23 protein-coding genes are annotated in these 26,579 nt (G+C 66.4%); 9 read left to right on the forward strand and 14 right to left on the reverse strand.

The window, feature by feature from the left end; translation table 11 throughout:
* The 3 genes from C1930_RS10505 to C1930_RS10515 all read right to left on the reverse strand — a co-directional run bounded on the left by C1930_RS10505 (position 1) and on the right by C1930_RS10515 (position 1,949).
* Complete coding sequence (locus tag C1930_RS10505) at positions 1–684, reverse strand: hypothetical protein (RefSeq protein WP_108772581.1); 684 nt, start codon at positions 682–684, stop codon at positions 1–3.
* Between the two features lie 158 nt (positions 685–842).
* Positions 843–1,112, reverse strand: coding sequence for a hypothetical protein (locus C1930_RS10510; RefSeq protein ID WP_108749682.1), 270 nt, complete (start codon positions 1,110–1,112; stop codon positions 843–845).
* A 297-nt stretch (positions 1,113–1,409) separates the two neighbouring features.
* Positions 1,410–1,949 carry a DUF998 domain-containing protein gene (locus tag C1930_RS10515; protein ID WP_108771682.1) on the reverse strand — a complete coding sequence of 180 codons (540 nt, stop codon included), beginning with the start codon at positions 1,947–1,949 and terminating at the stop codon, positions 1,410–1,412.
* Between the two features lie 137 nt (positions 1,950–2,086).
* On the opposite strand from C1930_RS10515, the gene C1930_RS10520 reads away from it, so the two are divergent.
* Positions 2,087–2,770 (forward strand): type 1 glutamine amidotransferase domain-containing protein, encoded by a 684-nt coding sequence (locus tag C1930_RS10520; RefSeq protein WP_108771683.1) that lies wholly within the window; start codon positions 2,087–2,089, stop codon positions 2,768–2,770.
* Positions 2,771–3,071: 301 nt separating this feature from the next.
* On the opposite strand, the gene C1930_RS10525 is transcribed toward C1930_RS10520, so the two are convergent.
* From C1930_RS10525 to C1930_RS10540, 4 genes are all read right to left on the reverse strand, one after another.
* Positions 3,072–5,441 carry a TonB-dependent hemoglobin/transferrin/lactoferrin family receptor gene (locus C1930_RS10525; RefSeq protein ID WP_108771684.1) on the reverse strand — a complete coding sequence of 790 codons (2,370 nt, stop codon included), beginning with the start codon at positions 5,439–5,441 and terminating at the stop codon, positions 3,072–3,074.
* Positions 5,442–5,588: 147 nt separating this feature from the next.
* Positions 5,589–7,049 (reverse strand): DUF2271 domain-containing protein, encoded by a 1,461-nt coding sequence (locus tag C1930_RS10530; RefSeq protein ID WP_108771685.1) that lies wholly within the window; start codon positions 7,047–7,049, stop codon positions 5,589–5,591.
* A gap of 69 nt (positions 7,050–7,118) precedes the next feature.
* Positions 7,119–8,024, reverse strand: a complete 906-nt coding sequence (locus C1930_RS10535; protein WP_108771686.1) for an EF-hand domain-containing protein — start codon at positions 8,022–8,024, stop codon at positions 7,119–7,121.
* Between the two features lie 30 nt (positions 8,025–8,054).
* Positions 8,055–8,846 carry a DUF4198 domain-containing protein gene (locus tag C1930_RS10540; protein ID WP_108772582.1) on the reverse strand — a complete coding sequence of 264 codons (792 nt, stop codon included), beginning with the start codon at positions 8,844–8,846 and terminating at the stop codon, positions 8,055–8,057.
* A 224-nt stretch (positions 8,847–9,070) separates the two neighbouring features.
* Between C1930_RS10540 and C1930_RS10545 the strand changes: the two genes are divergently transcribed.
* Positions 9,071–10,006, forward strand: coding sequence for a GAF domain-containing protein (locus C1930_RS10545; protein ID WP_108756296.1), 936 nt, complete (start codon positions 9,071–9,073; stop codon positions 10,004–10,006).
* Here the strand turns inward: C1930_RS10545 and C1930_RS10550 are convergent.
* A complete protein-coding gene (locus C1930_RS10550; RefSeq protein WP_108753166.1) occupies positions 10,003–10,917 on the reverse strand; it encodes a LysR family transcriptional regulator in 915 nt (304 codons plus the stop codon). The genes C1930_RS10545 and C1930_RS10550 overlap by 4 nt on opposite strands.
* Positions 10,918–11,107: 190 nt before the next feature.
* Between C1930_RS10550 and C1930_RS10555 the strand changes: the two genes are divergently transcribed.
* Genes C1930_RS10555 through C1930_RS10565 form a run of 3 tightly spaced genes read left to right on the forward strand, consistent with a single transcriptional unit; the run spans position 11,108 to position 14,946 of the window.
* Positions 11,108–11,836 carry a gluconate 2-dehydrogenase subunit 3 family protein gene (locus tag C1930_RS10555; protein ID WP_108771687.1) on the forward strand — a complete coding sequence of 243 codons (729 nt, stop codon included), beginning with the start codon at positions 11,108–11,110 and terminating at the stop codon, positions 11,834–11,836.
* A 4-nt stretch (positions 11,837–11,840) separates the two neighbouring features.
* A complete protein-coding gene (locus C1930_RS10560; protein WP_108756293.1) occupies positions 11,841–13,616 on the forward strand; it encodes a GMC family oxidoreductase in 1,776 nt (591 codons plus the stop codon).
* A 10-nt stretch (positions 13,617–13,626) separates the two neighbouring features.
* Complete coding sequence (locus tag C1930_RS10565; RefSeq protein WP_108771688.1) at positions 13,627–14,946, forward strand: cytochrome c; 1,320 nt, start codon at positions 13,627–13,629, stop codon at positions 14,944–14,946.
* A 40-nt stretch (positions 14,947–14,986) separates the two neighbouring features.
* On the opposite strand, the gene C1930_RS20240 is transcribed toward C1930_RS10565, so the two are convergent.
* Together C1930_RS20240 and C1930_RS10575 are read right to left on the reverse strand one after the other, a co-directional pair.
* The gene (locus tag C1930_RS20240) at positions 14,987–15,520 is read right to left on the reverse strand and encodes a hypothetical protein (RefSeq protein ID WP_159093592.1); all 534 of its coding nucleotides are present in this window, start codon (positions 15,518–15,520) and stop codon (positions 14,987–14,989) included.
* Positions 15,501–16,436 carry a sel1 repeat family protein gene (locus C1930_RS10575; RefSeq protein ID WP_108771690.1) on the reverse strand — a complete coding sequence of 312 codons (936 nt, stop codon included), beginning with the start codon at positions 16,434–16,436 and terminating at the stop codon, positions 15,501–15,503. Before C1930_RS10575 ends, C1930_RS20240 begins: the two co-directional genes overlap by 20 nt.
* 480 nt (positions 16,437–16,916) lie before the next feature.
* Here C1930_RS10575 and C1930_RS10580 point away from each other — a divergent pair, with 480 nt between their 5' ends.
* Positions 16,917–17,657: a DNA/RNA non-specific endonuclease gene (locus C1930_RS10580; protein WP_108771691.1), complete on the forward strand. Its 741-nt coding sequence runs from the start codon at positions 16,917–16,919 to the stop codon at positions 17,655–17,657.
* Between the two features lie 272 nt (positions 17,658–17,929).
* On the opposite strand, the gene C1930_RS10585 is transcribed toward C1930_RS10580, so the two are convergent.
* Positions 17,930–18,346, reverse strand: a complete 417-nt coding sequence (locus C1930_RS10585) for a hypothetical protein (protein WP_108771692.1) — start codon at positions 18,344–18,346, stop codon at positions 17,930–17,932.
* 204 nt (positions 18,347–18,550) lie between these two features.
* On the opposite strand from C1930_RS10585, the gene C1930_RS10590 reads away from it, so the two are divergent.
* A complete protein-coding gene (locus tag C1930_RS10590; protein ID WP_108771693.1) occupies positions 18,551–19,246 on the forward strand; it encodes an HAD family phosphatase in 696 nt (231 codons plus the stop codon).
* A gap of 56 nt (positions 19,247–19,302) precedes the next feature.
* On the opposite strand, the gene C1930_RS10595 is transcribed toward C1930_RS10590, so the two are convergent.
* Complete coding sequence (locus tag C1930_RS10595) at positions 19,303–21,531, reverse strand: TonB-dependent siderophore receptor (RefSeq protein WP_108771694.1); 2,229 nt, start codon at positions 21,529–21,531, stop codon at positions 19,303–19,305.
* Positions 21,532–21,754: 223 nt separating this feature from the next.
* Between C1930_RS10595 and C1930_RS10600 the strand changes: the two genes are divergently transcribed.
* Positions 21,755–22,033 (forward strand): hypothetical protein, encoded by a 279-nt coding sequence (locus C1930_RS10600; RefSeq protein ID WP_108753175.1) that lies wholly within the window; start codon positions 21,755–21,757, stop codon positions 22,031–22,033.
* A gap of 38 nt (positions 22,034–22,071) precedes the next feature.
* On the opposite strand, the gene C1930_RS10605 is transcribed toward C1930_RS10600, so the two are convergent.
* A complete protein-coding gene (locus tag C1930_RS10605) occupies positions 22,072–23,925 on the reverse strand; it encodes an XVIPCD domain-containing protein (protein WP_108771695.1) in 1,854 nt (617 codons plus the stop codon).
* Positions 23,926–24,041: 116 nt separating this feature from the next.
* Here C1930_RS10605 and C1930_RS10610 point away from each other — a divergent pair, with 116 nt between their 5' ends.
* Positions 24,042–26,210, forward strand: a complete 2,169-nt coding sequence (locus C1930_RS10610; protein ID WP_108771696.1) for a hypothetical protein — start codon at positions 24,042–24,044, stop codon at positions 26,208–26,210.
* A gap of 15 nt (positions 26,211–26,225) precedes the next feature.
* Here the strand turns inward: C1930_RS10610 and C1930_RS10615 are convergent, their stop codons facing one another.
* Positions 26,226–26,516: a hypothetical protein gene (locus C1930_RS10615; RefSeq protein ID WP_108756282.1), complete on the reverse strand. Its 291-nt coding sequence runs from the start codon at positions 26,514–26,516 to the stop codon at positions 26,226–26,228.
* Positions 26,517–26,579 lie beyond the last annotated feature (63 nt).

Here is a 26,579-nt window from a genome sequence, read left to right on the forward strand (position 1 = left end):
TTACTTGGCGCCGGCGTGGCGTTCGCCTTCGCCGTTCTGCGCTGCACTCCCGCGGCTCTGCGCGAACTCGGGGAAGGTTTCGGCAATGGATGCCTTGTCCGGCAGCACGTAGAACACGCCGCCCTTTTCGAAGGTGGACTTCACCACCTCGTCGTAGAACATCGGCGAGACATTGATGCAGCCGTGGGTCACGCGATTGTCGTCGGGCGTAGCCGACGCCAGGCGCTCAGCGCGCTTTTCCTTCGACGTGCCCTTGGGCATGGGATGGATCGAGACCGCAGATTCGTAATCGACCCACAGCACGCGGCCGGCATCGATGGACGGCCCGAAGCCGCCGATGAAACGGCCCGCCGGCGTGGTGCGGTCGCGGCCGGGAATCTCGCGCAGGGCCAGGCCCGCTACGCCGGGGGCGATGTGGTCACCCTTGGCCGAGCCGAACAATGCCGGCGCTGCGCCTCGCAGCTTGCCATCGCCACCAAACACCAGGATCTGTGCGGCCGCCTTGTCCATGATCGCAAACGGATAGCCTTGGCTGTCCTTGCTGGCCACCACCCAACCGGCCAGTTCAATCACCGTGTCGGACACCATCTGCCCTTCGGGCAGTTCATCAACCGCCGAAGACGGTGCCGGTGGCGTGCCGTTCTTCGCGCTCGCCACACCGGTGCCGGCAAGCGTCAACGCCAGGGCCATGGCCAGCGCAGCGCGCAGCGGCCGGTTTGCAGGGTTGGGGAACATAGGGATGGCACGACTCCTTGCTGCGTGTACTACGGGGTGGACACCGGTGGCCCGCGAAGGCCACCGGTGTCCGGGTCAAACAGTACGGGTACTGCGTGGGGGAGCGATCACCCGCGCGGGGTACGGCGCGGTGCCGATTCAAGCTGCTGTACGCGGCCTTCGATCTGATCCAGGCGCTGGTTGGCCTGCTGTGCCGACTGGTTGGCCGACTCGGCGCTCTGGGCTGCGCCCTGCACCTTCACATCAAGCGCGTCGAGACGCGAATTGATGGTTGCGAATTCGTCCTTGTAGGTGGCGCAACCACTGAGAGCGGCGGCGGCGAGGATGGCTACACCGAGCGTGCGGGCCAGGGTCTTGTGTTGCTGGTTCAGGAACATTGCACTCCCTCCTTCGTCTGGGGAAGCCCGAATATAGCGACCTTTTCGGCAGTTGACCGAGCGCCTTTCAGCTACGGTTGGACGAGGTGGAGGAGGCGTGAAGAAATGTGAAATGGCGTGTAAATGTTCATGGTCCAGAGGCTGTTCAAACGCCGGCTGTAATGGCCGCTATTGCTGCAGCCAGCGTTCCTTGTAGCCAAAGCGCAAACGGTTTTCTTCTGCCTTCATGCACGTTGGGGCGAGGTCTGCCCTATTCAGCCGTCATGTCGGTCATCGGCACCCTACGCGCGGCGCAGTTCAATTGCCGCCAGCGCGTACCACGCGAACGCGAGCAGTGCCGCCAGCCGCTGGGTCAGCCCACGGTAGGCGGCCGGGTCGAACCCGCACACCATCATCCACAGGTACAGCACGCCAATAAGCGAAATGCCGCGCGAGGCAAGACGCAGCCACGCCGCGCCCCCCCTGCCCGAACTCGCTGATGAACAACAAGGGTGTAAGCACCGAGAACATGCCGATGCCATAGAGCCCGTGCAGTGGGCTGCCCGTAGTGAAAACCCCGTTGCTGATCATGCAGGCAGCAAACAGTAACGAGGCAAGCGCGGAGCAGGCGAAGCGGCTGCCATGGGCCAACAAGGCCACGCTGAAGACCAGGATCGCGGCGCCGTTGATGACGGCGGCCGACCGTTCCACCCACCTCGGCCACCCCTGCAGCAGCCCCAGCTCGCTCATGTGCTGGCTGAGCGTGCTGTAACCCGGTACCAGCAGCCCCGCCAGAGCCAGTACCCCCATGGCAAGAAGGGGGACGAACGATACGTGCCGCAGGGTAACGGTAGGCATGGACCAGACATCTACCGGGTGGGGTGTGGTGGGCTTGGATGCAACGGGCCTGCCGATGGTTTAAAGCGTCGCACCGTTGACGCCCTGCATCCCCGGTCGCGCGCATACTGCTGCCCCACCCCACTGCGGAGCGTTACATGAAGGTCCTGATGGTTCTGACGTCGCATGATCGACTGGGCGACACCGGCAAGAAGACCGGCTTCTGGCTGGAGGAGTTCGCTGCGCCGTACTACGTGTTCAGCGATGCCGGTGCGCAGATCACCCTGGCCTCCCCCGCCGGTGGCCAGCCACCGCTGGACCCGAAGAGCGACCTGCCCGACTTCCAGACCGAACTGACCGAACGCTTCAAGGGCGATGCGAAGGCGCAGCAGGCGCTGGCCAGCACGGTGAGGCTGGACAGTGTGAAGCAGGAGGATTTCGACCTGGTGTTCTACCCCGGCGGCCACGGGCCGTTGTGGGATCTGGCTGAGTCGAAGGCATCCATTGCGCTGATCGAAGCGTTCGAGCGTGCGGGCAAGGCGGTCGGGTTCGTCTGCCATGCGCCGGGCGTGCTGCGCCATGTAAAGGCGGCCGACGGTTCGCCCCTGGTGAAGGGACGCAAGGTGACGGGCTTCACCAACAGCGAGGAAGCGGCGGTCGAGCTGACCGATATCGTGCCGTTCCTGGTGGAAGACGAGCTGATCGCGCTGGGCGCTGCGTACGAAAAGGGCGCGGATTGGGCACCGCATGGCGTGACCGACGGCCTGCTGGTGACCGGGCAGAACCCGGCCAGTTCCGAATGGGTGGCCAAGGAACTGCTGCGCCTGGGCACCGCCCGGTAGAGTCGCGCTTGCTCGACTGCAATGCGTGACGGCCAAGAAGCATCCACGCATGGCGTGGATCTACCGCGGCTATGCCATCCACGCATGGCGTGGATCTACCGCGGCTATGCCATCCACGCATGGCGTGGATCTACCAGGGAGCCATGCATGGGATGGACCGACGACGGCGAGCCGATCGGCATCCTCGCATGGCGTGGATCGACAACCGCCGCATCCAGTAGATCCACGCCATGCGTGGATGGCTTCCATTCATGGGGTCAGAGCCCTTTCCTCGCGGAAAGGGATCTGACCCCTGCCCGGCTTACAGGAAGTCGTAGCTGAGGGTGAAGCGCACGTTACGGCCCGGCTGCGACCAGCGGCCGATACCTTCGTAGCTGGTGGCACCCTGGAAGATGGCGGTGCCGCCACCGGCGGTGCGCACGCGGTTCCACAGGTAGTATTCCTTGTTGAACACGTTGTAGACACCGGCGGTCAGGTGGATGCGCGGGGTGATGCTGTAGCTGCCGAACACGTCCAGCAGGGTGTATTCGCGCGCCTTGTAGGCATACAGCGGCAGCACTTCGGCGCCGTAGCTGGCGTTGGTCACGCTCAGGCCGTAATCGGACGGGTCCTTGCGGTCCTGGTGGGTGACATTGGCGGTCACGCTCCAGCGCCGCGACGGGGCGTTGTAGGTCAGCCCGGCCACGGCCTTGGCCGGAATGATGCTGGCCAGCGGACGGCCGTCATTGTCGGTGCCTTCGTTATACGAATAGGCCATGCGCGCCAGCCAGTCGTCGGCCAGCAGCCACAGGCCCTCGGCCTCCACGCCCTTCACCACCACTTCGCCGCGGTTGATCGGCATGGTGTAGGTATAGCCATTGGTGACCGTGGTGACACCGCGCACGGTGGTGCTGTACTGGGTGCCGGCATCGCCGACGAACTGGGCGGTGTCGATGAAGTTGCTGTACTTGTCACGGAACAGCGACACGCCCAGGCGCAGGCGATCACTCTGGTAGCGCCAGCCCAGTTCCAGGTTCAGGCTGCGCTCGGCGTCCAGGTCCGGGTTGCTCTTGCCATCGGGCACGGTGACCGTGGCGCCGTCGGAAACCCGGGTGACTTCGGTCGTGGACGAGGTGCCGTACATGTCGTTCACACCGGGTGCGCGGAAGCCACGGCCCACCTGGGTCCACAGCGACTGGGTATCGGTGAACTTGAACTCGGCGCCCAGGTTCCAGGTCGGCGCCGCGAACTTCGAGGTGCCCACGCTGCCGCCGTCATCCACATAGCCAGAATCACCGTTGCCACCGGCCGAGGTTTCGGGAGTGTACTTGTAGCTGTCGTAGCGCAGGCCACCGGTCAGGCTCAGGCGATCATCCAGCAGGCGCACGCGGTCGCGCACGTAGGCGGTCAGGTCGGTTTCCTTGGTGTCCGGCCACAGCGACGGGTCGGTATCGCGGGTGAACAGCGCGCCATCGTTGCCCCAGCGCGTATCCACCGAGTTCCAGTGGATCTTCGCCTGCTGCCACGCTGCGCCGTACACCAGGTCATGGCGCACGCCGCCGGCTTCGATGCTCTTGTCGAAATCCAGCGCCACGCGGTTGCGCTTCTGCGTATCCCAGCGGTCTTCCTGGCGCGCACACGGTGCGGCCACCGAGCAGCGCGTGCCATAGGTGGCCGCCGTGCCGTTGGCCACCAGCACGTTGGTCTGGCCCTGGATGTAGTTCTTCTGGTGGTCGGCGGTGGCTTCCAGACTGTCGAACAGCGCGTTGTTGGCGCGCCAGGTGTACTTCAGGCCGTAGCGGTCGCGGTCGCTGCGGTCTTCGGCGCTGCGGAAGTAATACGAACCCACGCCATCGCTGCGGGTCCAGTTGTCCACGTCATTGGTAGCGCGGGCGCGCTCGTAGACGATGCCCAGCGTCTGCGTGTCGGTGGCCAGGAAGTTGACCTTGGCCAGCAGGTTGTCGCTCTCGCGGTCCACCGGGTCCGGCGTGCGGCGGTCCGGGCCCAGCTGGGCGCGGGTGGTGTCGTACCACGATTCGGTTTCGTGGCCATCGCGCTTGGTGTACACCAGCAGCGATTCGAAACGGCCGGTGCGGTTGGCGAAGGTCAACGAACCCATGTTCTCGTCGCTGGAACCGGTGTAGCCGTACTTCACCGAACCAAAGCTATCGTTGCCGCTGGCCTTCAGGAAGTCGGACGGGTCCTTGGTGGTGAACATGACTGCACCACTGAGCGCGCCGCTGCCGGCGGTGATCGCATCGGCACCCTTGATGATTTCTACGCTCTTCACCGCTTCCAGGTCGACGCTGCCGCGACCGGAACGGAAGAATTCATAGGGCTGGTAGGTGCCCGGGTCCATGCTCTGCGGGAAGCTGAGGCCGTCCAGGGTGATGGCCACGCGGTCCGATTCCAGGCCACGGATGTTGAAACCATTGAAGCCGGCGCGGCCCAGATCGACCATCTCCACGCCCGGCACGTAACGGATGGCGTCTTCCATGCTCTGCGCACCCTGCTGCTGCAGGGTCTTGGCCGAGAGCGTGGTGACGTTCTGGTTGTCGGATTTCTTGCGTGTTTCGGTCACCTGGATGGTATCCAGGGTGCTGTCCGCATCGGCGCTGGCCGCACGGGAGACAACGGGAAGCGAGAGGCTGGTAGCTACCGCCAGCGCAAGCAGGGAAGGTGAAAGGTGCATGGATGACTCCGCAGAGGGGTGGAAAGGGGCGTTCCGTCGCTCCGGTTGGAGCGGCGTTGGTTTCCTGGCTGCGGGGCGCCATGGTGATGGCGTTGCGTGCGTTGCTGGGAAGGGGTACTGAACGTTCGAGGCAAGGCAGGACCGCGGCTAGCGCCCGGTCAGGTGCAGACTGAGCGTGCCGATCTCGCTCTGGCCGCGGTGCTGGCTGTCCAGCGCCCTGCCCTGTTTCAGCGTGAACGGCAATGACAGAAACTCATGCCCACCGGCCTGGCGCGCGGCTTCGACCTGCAGCAGATACTCGCCATCGGCGACGGTACTGCCACGGTCGTCGCGCCCATCCCAGGCCAGCGAATACGCGCCGGGCAAGCGCGTGGGCCGCGCGATGCCCTGGATCGCGGGCAGATCATCGCGGCCATAGCGCCGCCACCATTGCGGCAGCGACTGCAGGTACCGCGAGCGCGTGCCCAGCACCAGCAGCTGGCGCACCGGCGTGCCATCGGTCGTGGTCACCCACAGCGCCAGGTACGGCGCGAAATAGCGCTCGGCCGCGATCTGCGGAATCTGGTAGTCCACCACCAGCCGCTCCTCGTTCGCCGCGCGCGGTGGTTCGTCGGCAAGCAATGCCGGCCAGCGCTGCGACACGAACGGAATGCCGGTATCACTCAACACAAATGCGGCGACGTCCGGCAGTGCATCGGCCAGGGCCAGCCCATCGCGGATCGGCATGACCGACAGCGCGGTGGCCAGCACGTCGGCGCTGGCCGCATCGGGCGCCACCACGGTCGCGGCGGGCGCGAACTGCATGGGCCAGCCCGAGAACGGGTCCAGGATATGGCTGTAGTGGCGCCGGCCCACGGTGTAGCCGCGCGTGGCATGGCCACTGCCGGCAATGGCGCCGTCGCGCAGGGCCAGCGTGGCCAGCGTGGCGCCGTTATCCCGCGGGCGGCGCGCATCGGCCACCCCAACCTGCCACGGCGCGGTTTCTCCGGCGGCCTGCCAGTAGCGCGCATCGCCACCGATATCGATCTTGATGGCACGCGCTGCCGGTGCGGCCTTGCGCGCCACATCCATCGCCCGGTCCAGTATGTAGCCCTTGGCCACGCCGTCCACGTCGAACACCACCGCCTCGGGGCGGGTCAGCGCACCACTGCGCGCCGGCTCGAACTCGGCCTGTGCGGCAGCCGAGGCCAATGCACGCAGTTCATCGCGCGGCGGCAGCACGCCGCTGGTCGCGGCCTGGCGCCAGCGCTCGGCCACCCGGCCCAGCCGGCAACTGAAGATGCCCTCGCTGCGCTGCCGCCAGTGCTCGCACAACTGCAGCACCGCACGCAGATCGGGCGACACCGCCTGCGCGCCGCTGCGCGTATTGAACCGGCTCAACTCACTGTCATCGCGCCAGCGGCTGAGCACACCGTCCAGACGCGCGGTCTCGGCCAGCACGGCCTGCAACGCGGCCTGCGCAGGCGCCTCGCTGGCGTCCACGCTGATATCCAGCGAGGTGCCCAGCACATCGTCGCGATGGAAGATCTGCGGTGCGGCCACGGCCGCGGGCACGGCAAGCCAGCTCGCGGCCAGGGCCAGCAGCAGGCGGGAGGTACGACGGAACATGGGAAGCAACTCGGGAGTGCGCGGAAATCCGCAACAACGGGGCCCGTGGCAACGGGCCCCGCACAGGACTCAGCGGCGCGGCGCAGCCGGCGGCGGCAGTGCCGCATCGGTCGCATCGACCACGCCATCCTTGTTGCGATCGGCGGTATCGAACAGTCGCTTGCCCGACACCTGGTACTCGGCGAAGGTCATTTCGCCGCTCTTGTCGGCATCGAGCACGCCGAAGCGCACGTGCACCTGGCGATCATCGCCCTGGGTAAGGGAGGCGGCGCGCCGGTCCAGGCGCTCTTCAAACTCGCCCAGGTATTCATCCAGCGAAAGGCGGCCGTCGCCACTGCGATCGGTGCGCGCGAACTGCTCGTCGCGGGCCTTGTCGAACTCGGCCTTGTCCACCTTGCCATCGCCATTGCCGTCGTACAGCTCCAGGAAGCCTTCGGCGGTGTGGCTGGTGGGCATGTTCAAGCGGCTGCGGCGATTGTCGAAGCGCTGCGCACCAGCGGCGGTGCGGGCTTCGGTGCCACCGGCGGCCGGCGCGGCCTTGTCCTTGCCACGGCTGGCCAGCGCCTTCTGCCCGCCCTGCCAGGTCTTTTCGCCAGCGGCGTCGAACTCGGCGCGCGACACGCTGCCATCCTTGTCGGTGTCCAGTGCGGCGAAACGGGCACGGGTCTGTTCGACCTGGCCGGCACGCTCGCGTTCGATCTCGGCGGTCATGCGCTGGTCGAACTCGGCCACATACTCGTCTTCGTCCACCGTGCCGTTCTTGTTGCTGTCGGTGGCATCGAAACGGGCGCGGCGGAACGCCTCGAACTCGGCCCAGGTGACCTTGCCGTCGGCATTGTCATCATGTTCGGCGATGAACGCGGTGACATTGTTGCCATGGCCGCCGACCAGCGGGCGCGGGGCGGACTGCGCGTGGACAGCGGACGACAGCAGCAGCGTGCAGACGCACGCACTGGCAAGCAGGGTGATCTTCATGGTGACCTCAGGAACGAACGATGGAAGGGATCAGGGGTTCAACACGCGGAAGCTGAGCGTGTAGCTGTTGCTGTACTCGGCCACCGCGGCCCCGGCCGGCGCGGCCGTGCGGTGGCGGGTCAGCGCAATCCAGGTGCCGGCAGCTGTCAGCGGGAACCTTCCATGGCCCTTGGCGTCGGTGGTGACGGTCACCACCTGCGGTGTGCGGTCACTGCCCCAGACCGCCTCGGTGATCTCGATCTTCTGGTTGGCCAGCGGCGCGCCGTCGTATTGGGCGATGAACTCGAACGCCTCGCCCACGTACAGATCATTGGGATGGGTGACCGGCACCAGCTCGATGCCCTGGTTGTGCGGCGCCAGCGCGGCACGGTCGGGGTTGCCGGCCGTCACGTACGTCTCGGCCAGCGTGCGCGACTGGAAATCGGAAATGACCTTGGCCCCGGCCGGAATCTTCACCGCCGGATCGCGCGAGCTTTCGCGCTTGCCATTGATTTCCCACGTGCGGAACAGTGCGCCCAGGCGTTGGCCGGTGCTCAGCCGGTAGGTGCCCGTGCCCGCCGGCAGCGTGTACTCGGCCACGGTGCGGGTCTTCATCACCTGCGCAGGCAGCGCGGTGGTCCTGCCGTCCGGGCCGGTTACGCTGAACTGGCTATCGTCGAACGCGGTTTCGGGCACGAAGAAGACTTCGGCGAACGAGGCGTCCAGCGCCACCGTCTGCCCCGCACGCGGTGCATAGGTGCTCGGCGACAGGTACGGCGTGTGGGCAAGAACAGGCTGGACAAACGCCAGTCCAAACGCCGCGAACGCGGCGAGGGAACGCATCTTCATGGGAACTGTCTCGTCAGTGAGCGTGGGCGCTGGCGAGACGGACGTCCGGGGCTGGCGGACGGCATCGTATGGCAAATGTGAATCGTTATCAATACGTGAAGTGCGTCGCTTGCATTCGGTGCGCATCGTTGCGTATCAGCTCGAGCGCGCATGGCCGTTGACGGCGCGCGAACGCAGGTGCTCTAGCATGGGCCGACCCCGGTAGTTACAGGAACACCATGACCGAGCGCTTCACCCCGTCCACGGACGAAATCGAACGCCAGCGTGCGCTCGATGCCCTGCACATTGTCGGCAGCCTGCCCGAGCCGGCCTACGATGACATCGTGAAAGTGGCCGCCGCCGTATGCGGCACGCCGATGGCCCTGGTCACTCTGATTGATCGCGACCGCCAGTGGTTCAAGGCCCGCACCGGCCTGGACGGCAGCCAGACCGACCGCGATGTAGCGGTCTGCGACCATGCAATCCGCGAGCCCAGCCAGCTGCTGGAAGTCGGTGATCTAAGCCAGGACGCGCGCTTTGCCGACAACCCGGTGCTGAAGGAGATCGGCGCACGCTTCTACGCCGGCATGCCCTTGGTGACCGGCAGCGGTGCGGCGGTGGGCAGTGTGTGCGTGGTCGACTTGTCACCGCGCTCGCTTACCCCGGTGCAACGCGAGGCCCTGCAGGCGCTCGCCCGCTTGACCATGAACTTGATGGAAGCGCGCAGCCGCGAACGCGAACAGGAAGTGGTGGCCCTGCTGGAACAGACGGTCGCCGCCGAGCCCATCGGCACTGACACCGCTGCGGCGGGCACGCCCTACACCATCGTGATCCTGGAACTGCAGGATCTGGCCGCGCTGGCCGAACAGCTGGGCGAGCGCGGCCTGGACCGCCAGTTGCAGCAGTTGGATGCGGCGCTGGAGCGTTGCCTGCAGGCCGAGCGTGGCGACAGCATCAACCGGGTTACCGGCAGCGGCGAGTTCATTGCCGTGCTGGGCTCCGACCAGGCCGATGCCACCCTGCATGCGCTGCAGGGCGTGGCCGATGAAGCCGCCAGCCGCCTCGGCCGCCCGTTGCTGCTGGGCGCGGCCACCGGCACCCGCGACGAGAACACCACCGCGGTGTTCGTGCGCGCTGATCAGGCGCTGGCCATCGCCAAGGACGCGCGCGGCTAATCGGCGTTGGCGTAGCGCCAGGCCACCGTGCTGCGCAGGTGCTGCAGCAGGTGGTCCAGGAACACACGCACGCGCGGGGCCAGCTGCTTTCCCGAGCCATGCACCGCGCTCAACGGAGATGTTGCCAGGGCGTGGTCGGGTAGCACTTCCACCAGGCGCCCGGCCTGCAGGTCTTCGGCCACGTCCCAGATCGATTTGCGGGCTATGCCGGCGCCCTGCAGCGCCATCAGGTGCGCGGCCTCGCCGTCATCGCACAGCGTGCTGGCCTGCAGCGGCAGTGCCAGCGCGGCATCGCCCTGGCCGAAGCGCCAGTGGCTGACCGGCGGGCTGCCCGAGGCAATGCAGTCGTGCTGCTGCAGATCGGCAATGCTGCGCGGCATGCCGCGCCGTTGCAGGTAGTCCGGCGATGCGCACAGCACCCGCCGGTTCGGCGCCAGTTGCCGGGCGACCAGGCGCGAATCATCCAGCGTGCCATAGCGCAGGGCCAGCTCGATGCCCTCGCCCACCAGATCCACGATCTCGTCGCGCAGCGACAGATGCACGCGCACGCCGGGGTGTGCCATCTGGAACCGCCGCACCGCCGGCACCACGTGGCGCCGCCCGAAACCATTCGGGGCGGTGACCCGCAGCACGCCGGCGACCAGGTCCTGGCGCTGCGCCAGCGCCGCTTCGGCCGCTTCCACCGCCTGCAGCACCTGGCGGCAATGCTGGTGGAACAGGCTGCCCTCGTCGGTCAGCGAGACCCGGCGCGTGCTGCGGTTGAGCAAGCGCACCTGCAACCGCCGCTCCAGCGCTGACAGCCGCTTGCTGACCACCGCCAGCGACACACCCAGGTCACGTGCGGCGGCCGACAGGCTTCCGCCATGCACGATGCGATCGAAGGTGCGCAGCTCTCCCAGGTCTTCGATCACCGCGATTCTTTCCTTTCAGGCAACAGCACCTTTCCCATATTGCCATTCCGGAAAGCATCACGCAGCAACACAATGGATCGATCCATGTCGGCCGGGGAGCGGTCGGCGCCGGGCCCGATGTCGAGCACGCCACCGCGACAGGACGCGCGCGAAGCTGTGCACCAGCCACCCCACAGGTAGCCACCCCGCAATGAACGATGACGCCGAACCGATGGCGCCGGCGCTGAGCCGCCGCCGCTTTTTCCAGGGCCTGACCCTGATTCCCGTGGCCGCCGCCCTGCCCGCCTGTGCGCCCGGTACCCCCCCGCAGAACGCGCAGGCAACCGCCGCTGATGCCGCCGAGTACCGCCCCGAATTCTTCAACGCCGCCGAATGGGCGTTCATCGTCGCGGCCTGCGACCGGCTGATCCCCGCCGACGAAACCGGCCCAGGCGCGGTGGAATCGGGTGTGCCCGAGTTCCTCGACCGGCACATGCAGACGCCCTATGCCGCCGGCGCCATCTGGTACATGCAGGGCCCGTTCCTGGAAGCGCCCAGCGAATTCGGCTACCAGGGCAAGCTGCCGCTGCGCGAGATCGTGCGCGTGGGTATTGGTGCCGTCGATGCGCATTGCCGCGCACAGTTCCAGGGCAAGACCTTCGCCCAGCTGGACCACGCCCAGCAGGAAACCCTGCTGAAGGCGGCCGAGGGCGGCAAGCTGGAACTGGACGCCATCTCCAGCAAGCTGTTCTTCTCCAACCTGCTGGGCGAGGTGAAGAACGGCTACTTCGCCGACCCCAAGTACGGGGCCAACAAGGGCATGGCCGCGTGGAAGATGATCGGCTACCCCGGCATGCGCGCCGACTACCTGGACTGGATCGGGGTGCGCGACAAGGCCTACCCGCTGCCGCCGGTGGACCTGGCTGGGCGGAGGGGCTGAGCGCATGGCCATCACGAAACCGAAAGTGGACGCCGTGATCGTCGGCATGGGCTGGACCGGGGCGATCCTGGCCAAGGAACTGACCGATGCCGGCCTGCATGTGGTCGCGCTGGAGCGCGGCGGCGACCGCGATACCCAGCCTGATTTCGCCTACCCAAACGTGGTGGACGAGCTGGAAGGTTCGGTACACCGCCGCTACCTGCAGAGCCTGGCACAGGAAACCGTCACGATTCGCCACACCCCGGCCGACACCGCCGTGCCGTACCGGCAGATGGGCTCGTTCAAGCCCGGCACCGGCGTGGGCGGTGCGGGCAGCCACTGGTCGGGCGCGCATTTCCGCCCGCTGCCGGAAGACATGAAGCTGCGCACCAACGTGGAAGAACGCTACGGCAAGCGCTTCATTCCCGATGACATGACCATCCAGGATTTCCCGCTGACCTACGCCGAACTGGAACCGCACCTGCACATGTTCGAGCTGGTCTGCGGCACGTCCGGCAAGGCCGGTGTGATCAATGGCGTGGTGCAGGCCGGCGGCAACCCGTTTGAAGGGTCGCGCTCGGCCGAATATCCGCTGGGCCCCAACCCCAACTACCTGGGCGGCGAACTGTTCTACAAGGCGGCCAAGGAAATGGGCTGGCATCCCTATCCCATTCCGGCCTCGAATGCCTCCGGCCCGTATGTGAACCCCTACGGCTGCCAGCTGGGCCCGTGCAATGCCTGCGGCTTCTGCAGCGATTACGGCTGCCTGAACTATTCCAAGGCCAGCCCCAACGCCTGCATCCTGCCGGTGCTGCGCCAGCGCCCGAAGTTCGAGCTGCGCACCCATTCGCAGGTGCTGAAGGTGGACCTGGACAGCACCGGCAAGCAGGCCACCGGCGTGACCTATCTGGACGCCCAGGGCCGTGAGGTGCAGCAGCCGGCCGACCTGGTGCTGCTGTGCGCCTTCCAGCTCTACAACGTGCATCTGATGCTGCTGTCCGGCATCGGCACGCCCTACGACCCCGAATCGAACACCGGCACGGTGGGGCGCAACTACTCCTACCAGAACCTCAACCGGGTGGTGCTGTTCTTCGACAAGAGCGTGCAGGCCAACGGCTTCATCGGCATTGGCGGTGCGGGCACCACCATGGACGATCTGAACGGCAATCAGCTGGACAACGCCAAGGCCGGTTTCGTTGGTGGTGGCTTGGTCTGGGCCCGCCAGCCCGGCGCCGGCCCGGTGCGCGGCATCAACGTGCCATCGGGCACGCCCAGCTGGGGCGCGGCATGGAAGAAGGCGGCCGCGGACAACTTCCGCCACAACTTCTATTACGAAGTACAGGGCGCGTGCATGGCCTACCGCCAGCATTACCTCAGCCTGGACCCCAACTACACCGACAGCTTCGGCCGGCCCCTGCTGCGCATGACCTTCGATTGGCACCCCAACGAGATCAAGGCCTCGCAGTTCTTCGTCGGCAAGGCCATGGAGATGAGCCGCGTGCTGAATCCGCTTTCCATGAGCGGTGATGCCAAGAAGGACGGCGAGCACTACAACATCACCAAGTACCAGAGCACCCACACCTGCGGTGGCGCGATCATGGGCGCCGACCCGAAGACCTCGGCGCTGAACCGCTACCTGCAGAGCTGGGACGTGCCGAATGTATTCGTGATCGGCGCCAACGCGTTCCCGCAGAACAACGGCTACAACCCCACCGGGCTGGTCGGCGGGCTGGCGTACTGGGCGGCCACGGCCATCCGCGAAAAGTACCTGCCCGATCCGGGCCCGCTGGTACAGGCCTGAGGAGACGCCCATGAAGAAGCTTCTCCTGTGGATCGTGGTGATTGCCCTGGTGCTGCTGTTGCTGGCCCTGGCCTACGCCTTCGTGCCGACCCGCACGCGGGTACTGGGCGATGCACCGGCGGCCGACGCCGCCCTGATCGAACGCGGTCGCTACCTGGCCGCTGCCGGCGACTGCACCGCCTGCCACACCCGGCCCGGCGGCAAGCCGTTCGCCGGTGGCCTGGCGGTGGCCTCGCCGCTGGGCAACATCTACAGCACCAACATCACCCCGGACCGCGACACCGGCATTGGCGGCTACTCGCTGGATGATTTCGACCGCGCCGTGCGCCACGGCATCACCCCCGATGGCCGCACCCTGTACCCGGCCATGCCCTACCCGTCCTATGCACGCCTGACCGATGAGGATGTGCGGGCGCTGCATGCCTACTTCCTGCACGGTGACATCGCCCCGGTGAAGGAGGCCAACCAGGCCGCCGACATTCCGTGGCCGTTGTCGATGCGCTGGCCGCTGGCGATCTGGCGCAAGACCTTCGCCCCCGATGCGGACGCGGTGGCCTTCGACCCCAGCCGCTATGACAGCGCCGAACTGGCGCGTGGCGCCTACCTGGTGCAGGGCCTGGGCCACTGCGGCAGCTGCCACACCCCGCGCGGGCTGGCGTTGCAGGAGCAGGCGCTGGATGAATCGGGCAGCGCGTACCTGGCCGGCGGGCAGCTCATCGATGGCTGGAATGCGGTGAACCTGCGCGGCAACAACGCCGATGGCCTGGGCCGCTGGAGCACGCAGGACATCGTCGATACCCTGCGCACCGCGCGTAATGCACACAGCGCGGTGGTGGGTTCGCCGATGGCCGACGTGGTGGAGCACAGCACCCAGCACCTGACCGATGCCGACCTGCGGGCCATGGCGGTCTATCTGAAGAGCTTGCCGGCGAGTGCAAACGATCCGTCTGCATACGCCCAGAACGATGCCACCGCGCGCAAGCTGCAGGCCGGGGTGAATGACAGCCGCGGCGCCGAACTGTACGTGGACAACTGCGCCGCCTGCCATCGCACCGATGCCAAGGGCTACACCAACGTGTTCCCGGCCATCGCCGGCAACCCCACGGTGCTGGCCGACGATCCGACCACGCTGGTGCGCCTGCTGCTGCATGGCAGCGCGTTGCCTTCCACCGCGCAGCGGCCGTCCAACCTGGGCATGCCCGGGTTCGCCGATCGGTTGAGCGATGAAGAGATCGCGCAGTTGGCAACCTTCATCCGCCAGGACTTCGGCAACAAGGCCAGCGCGGTGAACGCGGCGCAGGCGAAGAAGCTGCGGCAGGAAGCACCGTAGCGTGGGTGCAGGGCCGAGCGTGTGCTCGGCCCTGTCCCTGTCAATCGGGTCGCACTCTCCCATCCTCGCCGATGCAAAGTTCTCCCTTGCTCTCCGCGCCCTGCTGGCAGGGTTGATATGGGCCGACGGTCACGAGGCCACCGCCGCCACAGTTGCCATAACAGCCACCGCCAATCGGCACTCCGCCGCCTGCTTGACCTCCGCCACCGCTACCGCCTTCATCAACAGGTTCTGGCAGCACCCCCTCACGCGGGGTCTGGCCTTCACCTACCCAGTTGGATTCGAAATTCTCGTGATAGACGGTGCAGTGTGTCGGGTTGCAGATCTGATAGGTGGTTCCGGTTGCCCATGCAAAGAGCGGTACGTAGTCCACGGGTGCGCGTGAGTCCTTGAGAACCTCCAGGGTTCTGGCATCCGGCACCGGCGACGCGACGGCGCAATCAGTGCAGAAGTATGGCCCGCGCTCGAATGCAAACGTGCTTACGCCGAATATCAATCCTGCCGCTAGTATCAGGATCAATATTGCGTTTCGTCGCGACATTGCAAATGGTTTTCTAGCGACAGCATGCATCATGGATTTGACTTCCTTTTCGTCGGGCTATGGAGAGCTGTTGCGCACTTAGCGCTTTGTCCAGAGTATTGATCTGCTGGACCGGAACCACCGAAGGGTCAGCAAGACGTGCCGCCTCGAAGTAGGCCCTGCTTGTGACCAGATCTTCGTCGAGCAGCACGCCTGCGTGGTAGGCATTGCCCAGTTGCAGCAGCGCATCCACACTTCCCTGGGCGACCATGTCCTGCAGGTAGCCGGTGGCTTTCTGTTTGTACTCCTTGGTGCGATCGGGATCGCGAAGCAAAGCGGCAGGCCCGCCAAGCGCTGACTCGGAATCGGCGGCATAGAGAAGGCGTGCACCCATGTTCCCCTGCTCTGCCGCAAGCGTCAGCCAACGACTGGCGCTGATCTCGTTTTCCGCCGAAAGATCCAGGCATGCAGACACCACATCGGGACTGGCCTGCACCGCGCTGCCTCTGGATGCGCGTCGGTTGATGTTCTGGCACTCATTGAGCTTCAGGAAAATCCCATACGACGCCGTCGCATCGCCTGCCAAGGCGTGCGGGGTAAGCCCTGCGATAACCTGGTCCACTGTTCCGCTGGGAACCCGACCAAAATCCGTGACGGCAAACGCCCTGCCAGGCAGCTGCCGGATTCGAAGGTCTCTGTTGGCCGGATCGCCCGGCGTCGAGCTGTCGGCAGGTCGAGACATTGCAGATGTGCCCTGCATCGAGGCGGCCTCGTTGCCGCCCGCCGGTATCGAGGAGCGTTCAGCGTGGTTGGCGCGATCTGGCGCGGAGGACAGGCCGTACCACGCGATCGCTGCAAGTACGATGATCGACGCAGATATGAACAGGAATCTCTTTCTTTGAGTCATTACGTTTCTCGGGAAGCGGTCAGTGATGAAAGCTCGCTTCAGCCTTGCTGCCGCAGTCGTCATTCCCATCATTGCCGGAGACCGAGCGTGACTGCTCGCTACCCGGCTTCGGGTAAATGCGCATCATTCGCATATGGTAACAGTCGTGCCTGGAAGCGCCCCTAGGCTTTCTGTCCATCGCGCTGTAGGAAACTTCCTACTTCGACTTGCCCAGATGCACGCTCGACGTCACGGCCTGAACAGAAAAGCCGCCGGACACGATCCGCCGCAACACAGCGCACTCCTTGCGCGAAGTCACACCTTGGAACATCCAGCGTTGACCTGAGAGCGTCAGCAATTGACGCTTACGCCACCGCGCGCCACATCGTGGCCCAGGGGACGCGGTTGCGATTCCGCAGCACCGCCGGCCATGGCCGGGCTTCAACGTCAGTCCGATTCAACGGCAGTCCGCTTCATCCCATCCGTCGCAGCACCCGCCTCCGTCGAAACGCGATTTCGCCGGCACGGGCAGCTGCGTCCTGGAAACTTCAAGGAGATCACCCAATGCGCTCTGCAACGTTCCTGTTCGCCCTTGTCATCAGCGCCTTTGCCGGCGCCGCACACGCCCAGACCGTCACCCTGAACAAGGGCGGCTTCGTGCTGACCTACGACTGCAGCATCCACAGCGCCACCCGTTACGAATACACGCTGCTGGCCGATACCGGTTCGGCCGCGCGCCCGTCCAGCTTCTACAAGGACCCGGATCTGCCGGCAGGCTGTCTGGGCCAGACCAGCACTGGCTCCTATGCCAGCGTGAAATCCGGCTTTGACCGCGGCCACCTGGTCACCTCCAACCACATGGACTACGACAGCACGTACATCCGCCGCGCCAACTACATGACCAACATCGTGCCGCAGGTATCCGGCTTCAACCAGGGCATCTGGGTGAAGGCCGAAAACGTGGCCGAGTGCTACCGCGATATCGCGCCGGTGGATGTGTACGGCGGCGTTGTCTATGGCGATGCCAGCAACGATTACTTCCTGAGCAGCCACGGCATTCCCACACCGGAATTCTTCTGGAAGACCATCATCACCCGCGACCCCAACACCGGTACCGCCAAGGCGATCAGCTGGATCTTCCCCAACGAAACCGGCCTGGGCAGCCTGGATGACTACCTGGTGACCATCGCCGATCTGGAAGAGCTGCTGGGCGCCGGCTACGTGGCGATCAACGCACCGGCCTCGCTGAAGAACATGCTGCCTGCGACCAGTTGGCCGCTGCCGAGCGGCTGCGACCTGAGCTGACCGCAACTGCTACCCCGGTAGGTGCCAACCTTGGTTGGCACCGAAGCGCGAAGCGTACCCACCAAGGTGGGCACCTACCAAAGCGTCGGGGTGCATTGCCCTGGTAGGTGCCAACCTTGGTTGGCACCGAGGCGCAAAGCGTGCCCACCAAGGTGGGCACCTACCAAAGCGTCGGGGTGCACTGCCCTGGTAGGTGCCAACCTTGGTTGGCACTGCCGCGCAGAGGCGCCGAGGCGAAAACCGCGCCCACCAAAGCCGCAGCACCCGCTGCCCTAATTGAAGTAAAGCATCATCGCCGGACCGCGGCAGCCTGCTGGCAACGGCTGGGTCAGCATCTGCGGCAACGGGGATAATTCTCCGCCGCCAAAGGTGTGCGTCTGCCCAAACGCCACGACAGTGTTGCTGGACGTGCTGCGCACGCCGATAGGGACACCATCCTGCCTGGCCAGTTCAAAATAGTCCGGCCACAGTGCCAGGCTGCGATGTCCCGATGCGCTGACAAAGTACACGCACTCGCCTATCGGCTCGATGGTGCCGCTAGCCGCAGCGGTCAGCAGAACTCTCGTTTCGGCCGGCACCAAAGTGACCAGACGCAGATTCGGCGACGGCGGCCGTGCGAAGGTGCTGCAGCCTGCCGCAGCGACTGCCAACAGCAAGACCGCCGTGCGTGCCATCGCGATCGCCTTCATTCGCCCTCCTGGCAGTGCGTCATCGGGGCAGTCTACCCCGCGCGGGCCGTTGTAGGTGCCCACCTTGGTTGGCACTTAGGCGAGAAGCGTGCCCACCAAGGTGGGCACCTACCAGAGCGATCGGCGCAGCGGCGCCCATCAGGGCAAAGCGCCTGCGCCATCGGCGTGCGACAATTCCGCACTTCGTTTTGCCCGGAGTTCCCCATGGCCCCCTTCCCCTTCGATGCCGTGCTGTTCGACTGCGATGGCGTCCTCGTCGATTCCGAGCCGTTGGTCGCCCGCGTGCTCTCGGAAATGCTGACCGAACGCGGTTGGCCACTCACCCAGCAGCAGGCCGCCGAGGTGTTCCTGGGCAAATCGGTCGCCAGCCTGGCCGGTCTGATCGAGGAACGCACCGGCAAGCCATTCACCGAAGCGTGGCTCGATGAGTTCCGCCGCCAGCGCAACGTGGCGCTGGAGCGCGATCTGACCGAGATTCCCGGTGCGCCTGCCGCCGTGCGTGCGCTGCAGACCCTCACCCAGGGCCGCATCGCCTGCGCGTCCGGCGCCGATCTGCTGAAGGTGCGCCTGCAGCTGGGCAAGATCGGAATCCTCGATGCCTTCGGCGGGCAGATCTTCAGTGGCCAGGACCAGCCGCGGACCAAGCCGCACCCCGATGTCTACCTGGCCGCCGCCGCTGCACTGGGCGTGGACCCGGCGCGCTGCGCGGTCATTGAAGACACTGTGACCGGTGCGACCGCCGGCGTGGCCGCCGGTGCCACCGTGTTCGGCTACAGCCCGGGCGGCCAGTACCACAGCACGCCCGAGGCGCTGCGTGCGGCCGGTGCGCATGTCATCTTCGAATCCATGCAGGACCTGCCGGCGGTGCTGGCCGCGTATACCGGCCATACGGCGGCCTGATCACTACCGCCGCCCTCCTGCGAGAGCGGCGGTAGCACAGCATCAAGCCGCGCGGATCACCAGGTGAAACGCGCGGTTGCGGTCACCGTGCGGCCGGTGCCGTAGTAGCACGAGGACACGCCGGTGCAGGTCGACACGAAACGCTTGTCGGCCAGGTTGCTGACATTCAGCGACAACTGCGTGCCGACGTTGCCGTACTGGCCGATGTCGTAGCGAATCGCGGCATCCCACAGGGTGTACGACGGAAACAGGTAGAGGTTGGCGCTGTCGCCGTAGCTCTTACCGTTGTAGCGCACGCCGGCGGCCAGGCTCAGGCCTTCCAGCGCACCGCCCTGGAAGGTGTAGTCGCCCCACAGCGAGGCGGTCCAGTCCGGCACCATTGCCAACTGCTTGCCGCGGTAGCCGTTGTTGCTGCGGGTCACTTCCGAATCCATCCAGGCCGCTGCACCGATCACGCTGAAGCCGGCCAGCGGGGTCACCCGGCCCTCCAGTTCCACACCGCGCACGCGGCCTTCGCCATCCTGCACCTGGCACTGGCTGGTGCCGGTGGTGCCGCAGGTGTTGTGGCTGCTGTCCGGATCATCGGTCAGCACGTTCTGTTGGCGCAGATCGTAGGCCGACAGGGTCACCAGGCCGTCGAAGTTGGCCGGCTGGTACTTCACGCCGGCCTCCCACTGCTTGCCGGTGATCGGATCGAACGGCGTGCGGTCGAACGATTGGGTGGCGGTGCTGCCGGCCGGCTGGAACGATTCGGCGTAGCTCAGGTACGGCGTCAGGCCGTTGTCGGCCACGAACAGAATGCCCGCGTTGCCACTGAAGGCCTCGTTCTTGATCCGGCTGGGGGTGCGCGAGCCGAAACGGTTGCTGGCCACGGTGTAGGCCTGGGTCCAGGTGTCATCCTTGGTCCAGTCGTAGCGGCCGCCGACGGTGAAGCGCCACTTGTCCAGCGCGATCTGGTCCTGCAGGTACACACCGGTCTGGCGGTTGATGCCACCGGAGTAGCTGATCGAGGTGGTAGCCGGAATGTAGCCGGTGTAGACCGGGTTGAAGATGTCGATGGCATTGGGCGTGTCGGTGGCCGTGCCCATTGCACCGCGCGCCGCATCCCAATCGGCCTTCTGCCAGTCCACGCCCAGCAGCAGGGTGTGCTGTGCCGCGCCGGTGCTGAACTTGCCGGTCAGGCGCGTATCGGCGGTATCGCCACGCGAATCGCCTTCGCCCCAGGTGGCGCGGCGCTTCTGCGTGCGCCCGTCGGCATTCAGCGCGCCATTGGTCACCACGGTGCGGAAAGTGGAATCGACGTTCAGGCGGCGCGCGCTCTGGCTCAACGTCCAGTTTTCATTGAACGCGTGTTCGAACATCCAGCCGGCCGACCAGATGGTGCGGTCGTAGGTGTTCCAGTTCGGTTCGCCAATGAAGGTGCTGTTCTTCATATGGCCATAGGGCGTGGCGTTCAGCGTGCCGGCCATCGGCAGGAACTGGTAGGTGGAGCCGCCATCGTCGCGCTGGTACAGGCCCAGCAGGGTCAGGCGCGTGCGCTCGGCCATCTGGAAGGTGTAGCTGGGCGCCAGGAACCAGTGCTCCTGCTCGGTGTGCTTGATCTGGGTGTCGCCATCGCGGTACAGGCCCACCAGACGGCCCAGGTGCTGCTTGTCCCCCGATGCGGCGCCCACATCGAAGGCGGTGCTGTACTGGCCATTGCCATCCACGCCCAGCTGCACGATCTGCTGCTGGTCCGGTGTGGGCGTCTTGCTGACCTGGTTGACCATGCCACCCGGAGCCACCTGGCCGTACATCGCCGCCGACGGCCCCTTCAGCACTTCCACGCGGTCCAGGTTCCAGCTGTCCACCATGGTGCGGTTCCACTGCCCGCCCTGCGGCGCGCGCATGCCGTCGATGGTGACGTTGTTGCTCCAGCTGCCGGCATCGAAGCCACGGATCCTGAAATCATCCACGCGGTTGTCGATACCGCTGCTTTCCAGCGACACACCGGCCACGTAGCGCATGGCCTCGTTCAAGGTCTGCACGCCGCGCGCATCCAGTTCCTCGCGCGCGATCACCGACACCGACTTGGCCATCTCGGCAACCGGGGTGTCGGTCTTGGTGGCGCCAGAGGTGTGGGTCAGCGTGCGATAGGCGTTCACATGCACCGCATCCAGGTCGGTGGGGCTGCTGCCGTCCGGAGTCTGCGACTGCGCCTGGGCGGCCAGCGGCGCGCACAGGGCCAGGGCCACGGTCAGCGCCGTGCTGAGCGGCGAGCGGACGGGAAATACTGGGGAATTCATGGGGGAACCTGCCAGGAAGGGGCGCCAGCGGCAGGCCGCGGCACTGTTAAGGACGCATGAAATCATATCAAATGCGAATGGTTCGCACTAACGTCCGTAGTTCAGGCGGCCTGCTGGCGGGCCGTCGGCCGCGCCGACACCGCGTTAACCGCGCTTTTCGATACTGGGCCAGCGCCGGGCGTTCGCGCCGGGCCGCACCCATGGAACGCAACGAGGACATTGGATGAGCAAGCTGCACACCCTGGCCGCCACGGCCGCCCTGCTGGCCCTGAGCCCGCTGGCCTGGGCCGAAACGGTGAACCTGACCAACAGCGCCGACGGCGCCAACCGCGATGCCGGCATCACCGCGGTGAAGAAGAAGCTGCAGGACGCCTGCACCGAGCGCAAGGGCACGCCGGCCACCGACACGTTTGAAGTGGTGTTCGAGAAGACCAGCGAGAACCCGAACGTGCCCAAGCCGTACTACGTGGACGGCAAGATGCAGTGCGAACTGCCCGGTTAAGGACCCGCAGGGAACGCCGGGCATGGCCCGGCGCTACCTCAGCGCGCCAGACTGCGCGCTGTCTCCTGCTGCTGCACCTGCTCCTGCTCGCGCTGCTGCGCGACCTGCGCTTCCGGTGCGGCACGCTCTGGCACCTGCTGCAGCTCGCGCACGTGATCGGCCACTGGTGTGGCCACCGCCTGCGCGGTATCGGCGCGGGCGATCTGTCGGTCGGCGGCATGCGCTTCGCCCTGCACCGCGAAGGCGTAGCGGCCATCGTCACTCAGCACCGCCTGGTCCACCCGATCCATGCCCTTGTGGGTGGCGGCCACCAGCAACGCCATGCCCAGCCGCTCACTGGCCTGGTCGGGCTGGCGCCCCATGGCCTGGTCCAGGCTGTTCACCGCGCCCTGGGTCTGCAGCCACAGTCCGTGGCGCGGGCTGGCTTCATTGCGCGGGTCGTGCTGCGGCAACAACGGTGAAGGCGGCGGCAGGTCCTGCAAGGCCTGCGACTGCACGCTGGCCGCGATCGGCTGAAGTTCGCGGCCTTCGGCAGACGCCACGCGGAACAGGCGCTCGCCCAGCCCATACGCCGAATGGCCCTGGTTGCGTGCCAGCGCGGCGGCGAATGCATCCACATCCTGCTGCGGCCTGCCCTGCCCGTCTTCGGCCAGCAGGCGCCAGTCGGGGCCGAGCATCGGGTTGTCTTTCACCATGGCCTGGGTGCGCTCCATCAGGGCGCGCATCTGCGGCTCATCCAGCACCAGGGTGTTCTCCACACCGGCATGCAACGGGCCACGATCACCGGCCGCGTTGCCGGTCAGCGCGGCATTCACCATGCCGGCAATCTGTTCGCCGTGCGGGTGGTCGCGCAGATCGATCTGGAACTGGTAGCGGCGCTGGGCGATGTCTTCCTGGCCATCGGCACCGTAGGCACTGAAACGGCTGACCGGCACGTTGCCGCTGTATTCCACGCTGCGCTGTTCGGTGAAGCTGCCGTCCTCGTGGCGTACGCGCACCACATCGCCGCTGTTGCGCGGTCCAGCCATGTCCAGGTTGAACGCATCGCCCACGCCCACCTTCAGGCGCGTCTGCGAACTCATGCCCAGCCGTTCCGCGGTGGCCAGGTCCTGCACGCCCGGTGTGTGCGCATCCATCACCCCGGTATCGATGAAGTGCTGGTACGCCGCGCGGCCATCCACCTGCTCGAGATCGAAGGTGGCGGTGCGCACCGTGGATTGTCCCAGCGCGTCCTGGCGCCCGGCCACGGCGGTCAACTTTCCTGCCGCGAAGCCAACGCCGTTGAACGCTTCCACCGCCTGGTTGGGGCCGGTGGTGACGCGTACGCGGCCATCGTCCAGATGATCCACGCGGTAGCTGGCGCCCTGCGCCTCGGTCACCTGGCTCTGGATGGCGATGTTGCGGAAGCGTCCTTCCAGCGCCGTTCCGGTGAAATGCTGGCCATCCAGGGTGACGCTGCCGCGCTTGGGAATGGTCTGCGGATCGAAGGGATTCACCGTGGTGGGATCGGTATCCAGCGCACCGTGCGGCAGGCTGACGCGGTAGCGACCCCGTGCGCCGGTGCTGTCTTCCTGGGTGAATCCGCCGGCCTTCATGCGGTTGCCCACCACACTGTCGACCGTTACCAGATAATCCACGCCGTCGCGGGTGGGCGTGGCTGCAGCAGCCACCGACGTGCCGCGGAACTGCGTGCCGGGACCGCTGCCTGACACCTTCTTTTCCTGCGCCAGCTTCACCGACTGGTCTTCGCCGTTCACGGTGATGGCATGGCCGGCGCCCTTCAACTGCGCTTCGCCATTGCTGGACACATAGGTGGGATCGAACGCCGCGCTGGCAGTGGCCGCGTGCGCGCCCTGTGCGGCTGCGCCTTCCGTGCGGGTGGTGGCATTCATGCCGTGGGCTCCTTGAACGTAGACCGCTTGATTATGGCAGCCGACGCGCAGTTGCGTTCACGCGACACCGCCGCAGTGTTCGAGATAGTGAACCACGTCCCATCGAGAAGGCCCGCATGCCCCGCCGCATCTTCCACTTTTCAACCTGGCCACGTGGTTGGCGGTTACTGGCGTGGTGCCTGCTGGGCCTGCAGGCGCTGTATCTGCTGGCCGGCAATATTTTCCTGAATACGCCACTGTTCGATGCGGTGACCAACCGCAAGGCGCACAAGTTCGTGATGTCCACCGGGCCGGCCATTACCCTGCTGCCCGGCCATGTGATTGCCTGGAACGTGCATATGCGCGGCCACGTGAACCACACCGTGTATGTGCTGCACGCCAACCGCGCCAGTGCACGGCTGGCGGTGCTGCCGCTGTTCCGCCGCGAGGTGCGCGTACCGCACCTGCAGGCGACGGGGGTGTCGGCGGAAATCGAGCGCGTGCAGGACGTAGTGCCCTCGCCGCCGCGTGGCGACCAGGGCTGGACGCTGCGATTCGACGCGATCCACAGCGACAGCATCCGCAGCGCACGTTTCGGCAAGCTGCTGCTGCAGGGCGACGGCAGCGGTACCGTCGGCTTCGTCAAGCAGCTGCGTGGCGGTCCGTCGCAGCTGCTGGATTCGCAGGTCGAATTCAACGATGCCTTCGCCAGCTACGACGGCGTGCAGCTGCTGTCGGGCATGCAGTTGAAATCCACCTTCCGCTACCCGCGGCACTACCGCGACCAGGCGCCGGGCATCCGCAAGTTCACCCTGGTGGAAGGCACGCTGGACATCACCGCGCGCAGCCAGGGCCTGCGCATGAACACCGACGCCCAGCAGGTGGCCATTGCCAGCTCACCGCTGGCCGGCCAGCTGCAGGCACACGTGGATCTGCAGCGCGGCGCGCTGATGCCGGGCACCCGTGCCATCTGGCGGGTGCCGCTGCAGCTGGGCGATGGCGCCCCCGATCGCGGCGTGCTGGCCCTGCAGCTGGATGTGGCGCAGGACATGCGGTTGCAGGCGCGGCTGCCGCCACGCCCCGAGCGCGGCGCGGCACTGGATGCCGACCTGCATATCCGCGGTCACGATATTCCTTTCGACGACCCGGCCAGCCTGCTGGAGCGCACATCGGGCCAGGTACAGGGCGAATGGACGTTCACTTCGCTCAACTGGATCCCGGCCTTGTTCGTGCGCAAACCCTGGTTCCAGCTGGACGGCGGCGGCGTACTGAAGGCAGACCTGCGTGTGCAGGACGGTGAGCTGGTGACCGGCAGCACCGTGGACCTGCCCGCGGCCGAAGCCGTGGCCGAAGTGGCAGGCGTGCGCATGGCCGGCACCGCCAGTGCCCATGGTGAGTTGAAGGCCGGTACGCCCACCCGTGCCGAACTGGATGTGCGGCTGCCGCGTTTCTCCGCACGCACCCAGGGCAAGGATGCGGCCACCCTGTTCGAGGGGCGCGACCTGTCACTGCAGCTGAGCGGTGATGGCCGGCTGCGTGAGCTGCGCCGCGGCGTACGTGCCCGGCTGCGCTTCAGCGATGCGGACATTCCCGATCTGGCGGCCTACAACCGCTTCCTGGGCAACGGGCAGGTACGCCTCGTATCAGGCACGGCGCGCCTGAGTGGCGACGTCGGGCTGGATACCGATGGCCGCATCGGCCAGGGCACGGCGCGTTTGCTCGGCCAGGGCGCGCGCCTGCAGCTTGCCGGCCTGGACCTGCGTGCCGACACCCGTGTGGACGGCACCCTGCAGCGCGGCGACTTCCGCCAGCGCTGGTTCGACCTGACCGGCAGCGCGGTGGAACTGCGCAACGTACAGATTGATGGCCGGCCGGGACCGCAGGGGTGGCGGGGCCGCCTGGATATTGACGAAGGCCGCATCGATGCCCAGTCCCCCTTCCAGGTGGACGCATGGGCGCGGGTGGCCATGAGCGATGCCGGCCCGCTGCTGGCGGTGTTTGCCGAACGCGGTGATTACCCGGGCTGGGTACTGAAACTGCTCGATTCCGGTCGGGTGGAGGCAAAGACCGCGCTGCGCTGGCAGCCCGGGCACCTGATGCTGGATGACCTGCAGGCGGAGAACGACCGCTTCTCGCTGCGTGCACGGCTGGATCTGCTGCAGCAGCGCCGCAAGGGCGATCTGTACCTGCGCTGGGGCGTGCTGGGCGCGGGCATCGAACTGGATGGCGATCGCCGCCAGTGGCACCTGGCCGGCGCGCGCGACTGGTTCGACGGCCGACCGGCGTTGTTGGCGCCGGCACCCTGACGGCGCCGGCAGGGCTCAGGCCGCGGCCGGCTGCCAGTCGCGCAGCACCCGCGGCTTCAAGGCGTGCTCACCGCAGCCTTCCGGACACCGCAGGATGCGCGCCACGGTGGTGCTGATGAAGCCGGCGCCTTCGTGCGCGGTGAACACCTGCGCGCAGCCATGGCAGCGCGCCACCAGCGAATACAGATGGACGATGCGCCCGCTGCCAGGGTCCTTCAACGCATCGATCTGCAACAGATCGAACCGGCAGGTGTCGGGCAAGGTGTGCCGGAAGGAGAGACGCGCGGGAGTGGGCTGCAGGTTCACGGGATGGCCAACGGGGAGGTCGGCGCCCACCGTAGCGTTGGTCGCGTGCAGCCGGTGTTGACT

Origin of the sequence: Stenotrophomonas sp. SAU14A_NAIMI4_8, assembly GCF_003086695.1 — a bacterium.
Classification (GTDB): Bacteria; Pseudomonadota; Gammaproteobacteria; order Xanthomonadales; family Xanthomonadaceae; genus Stenotrophomonas.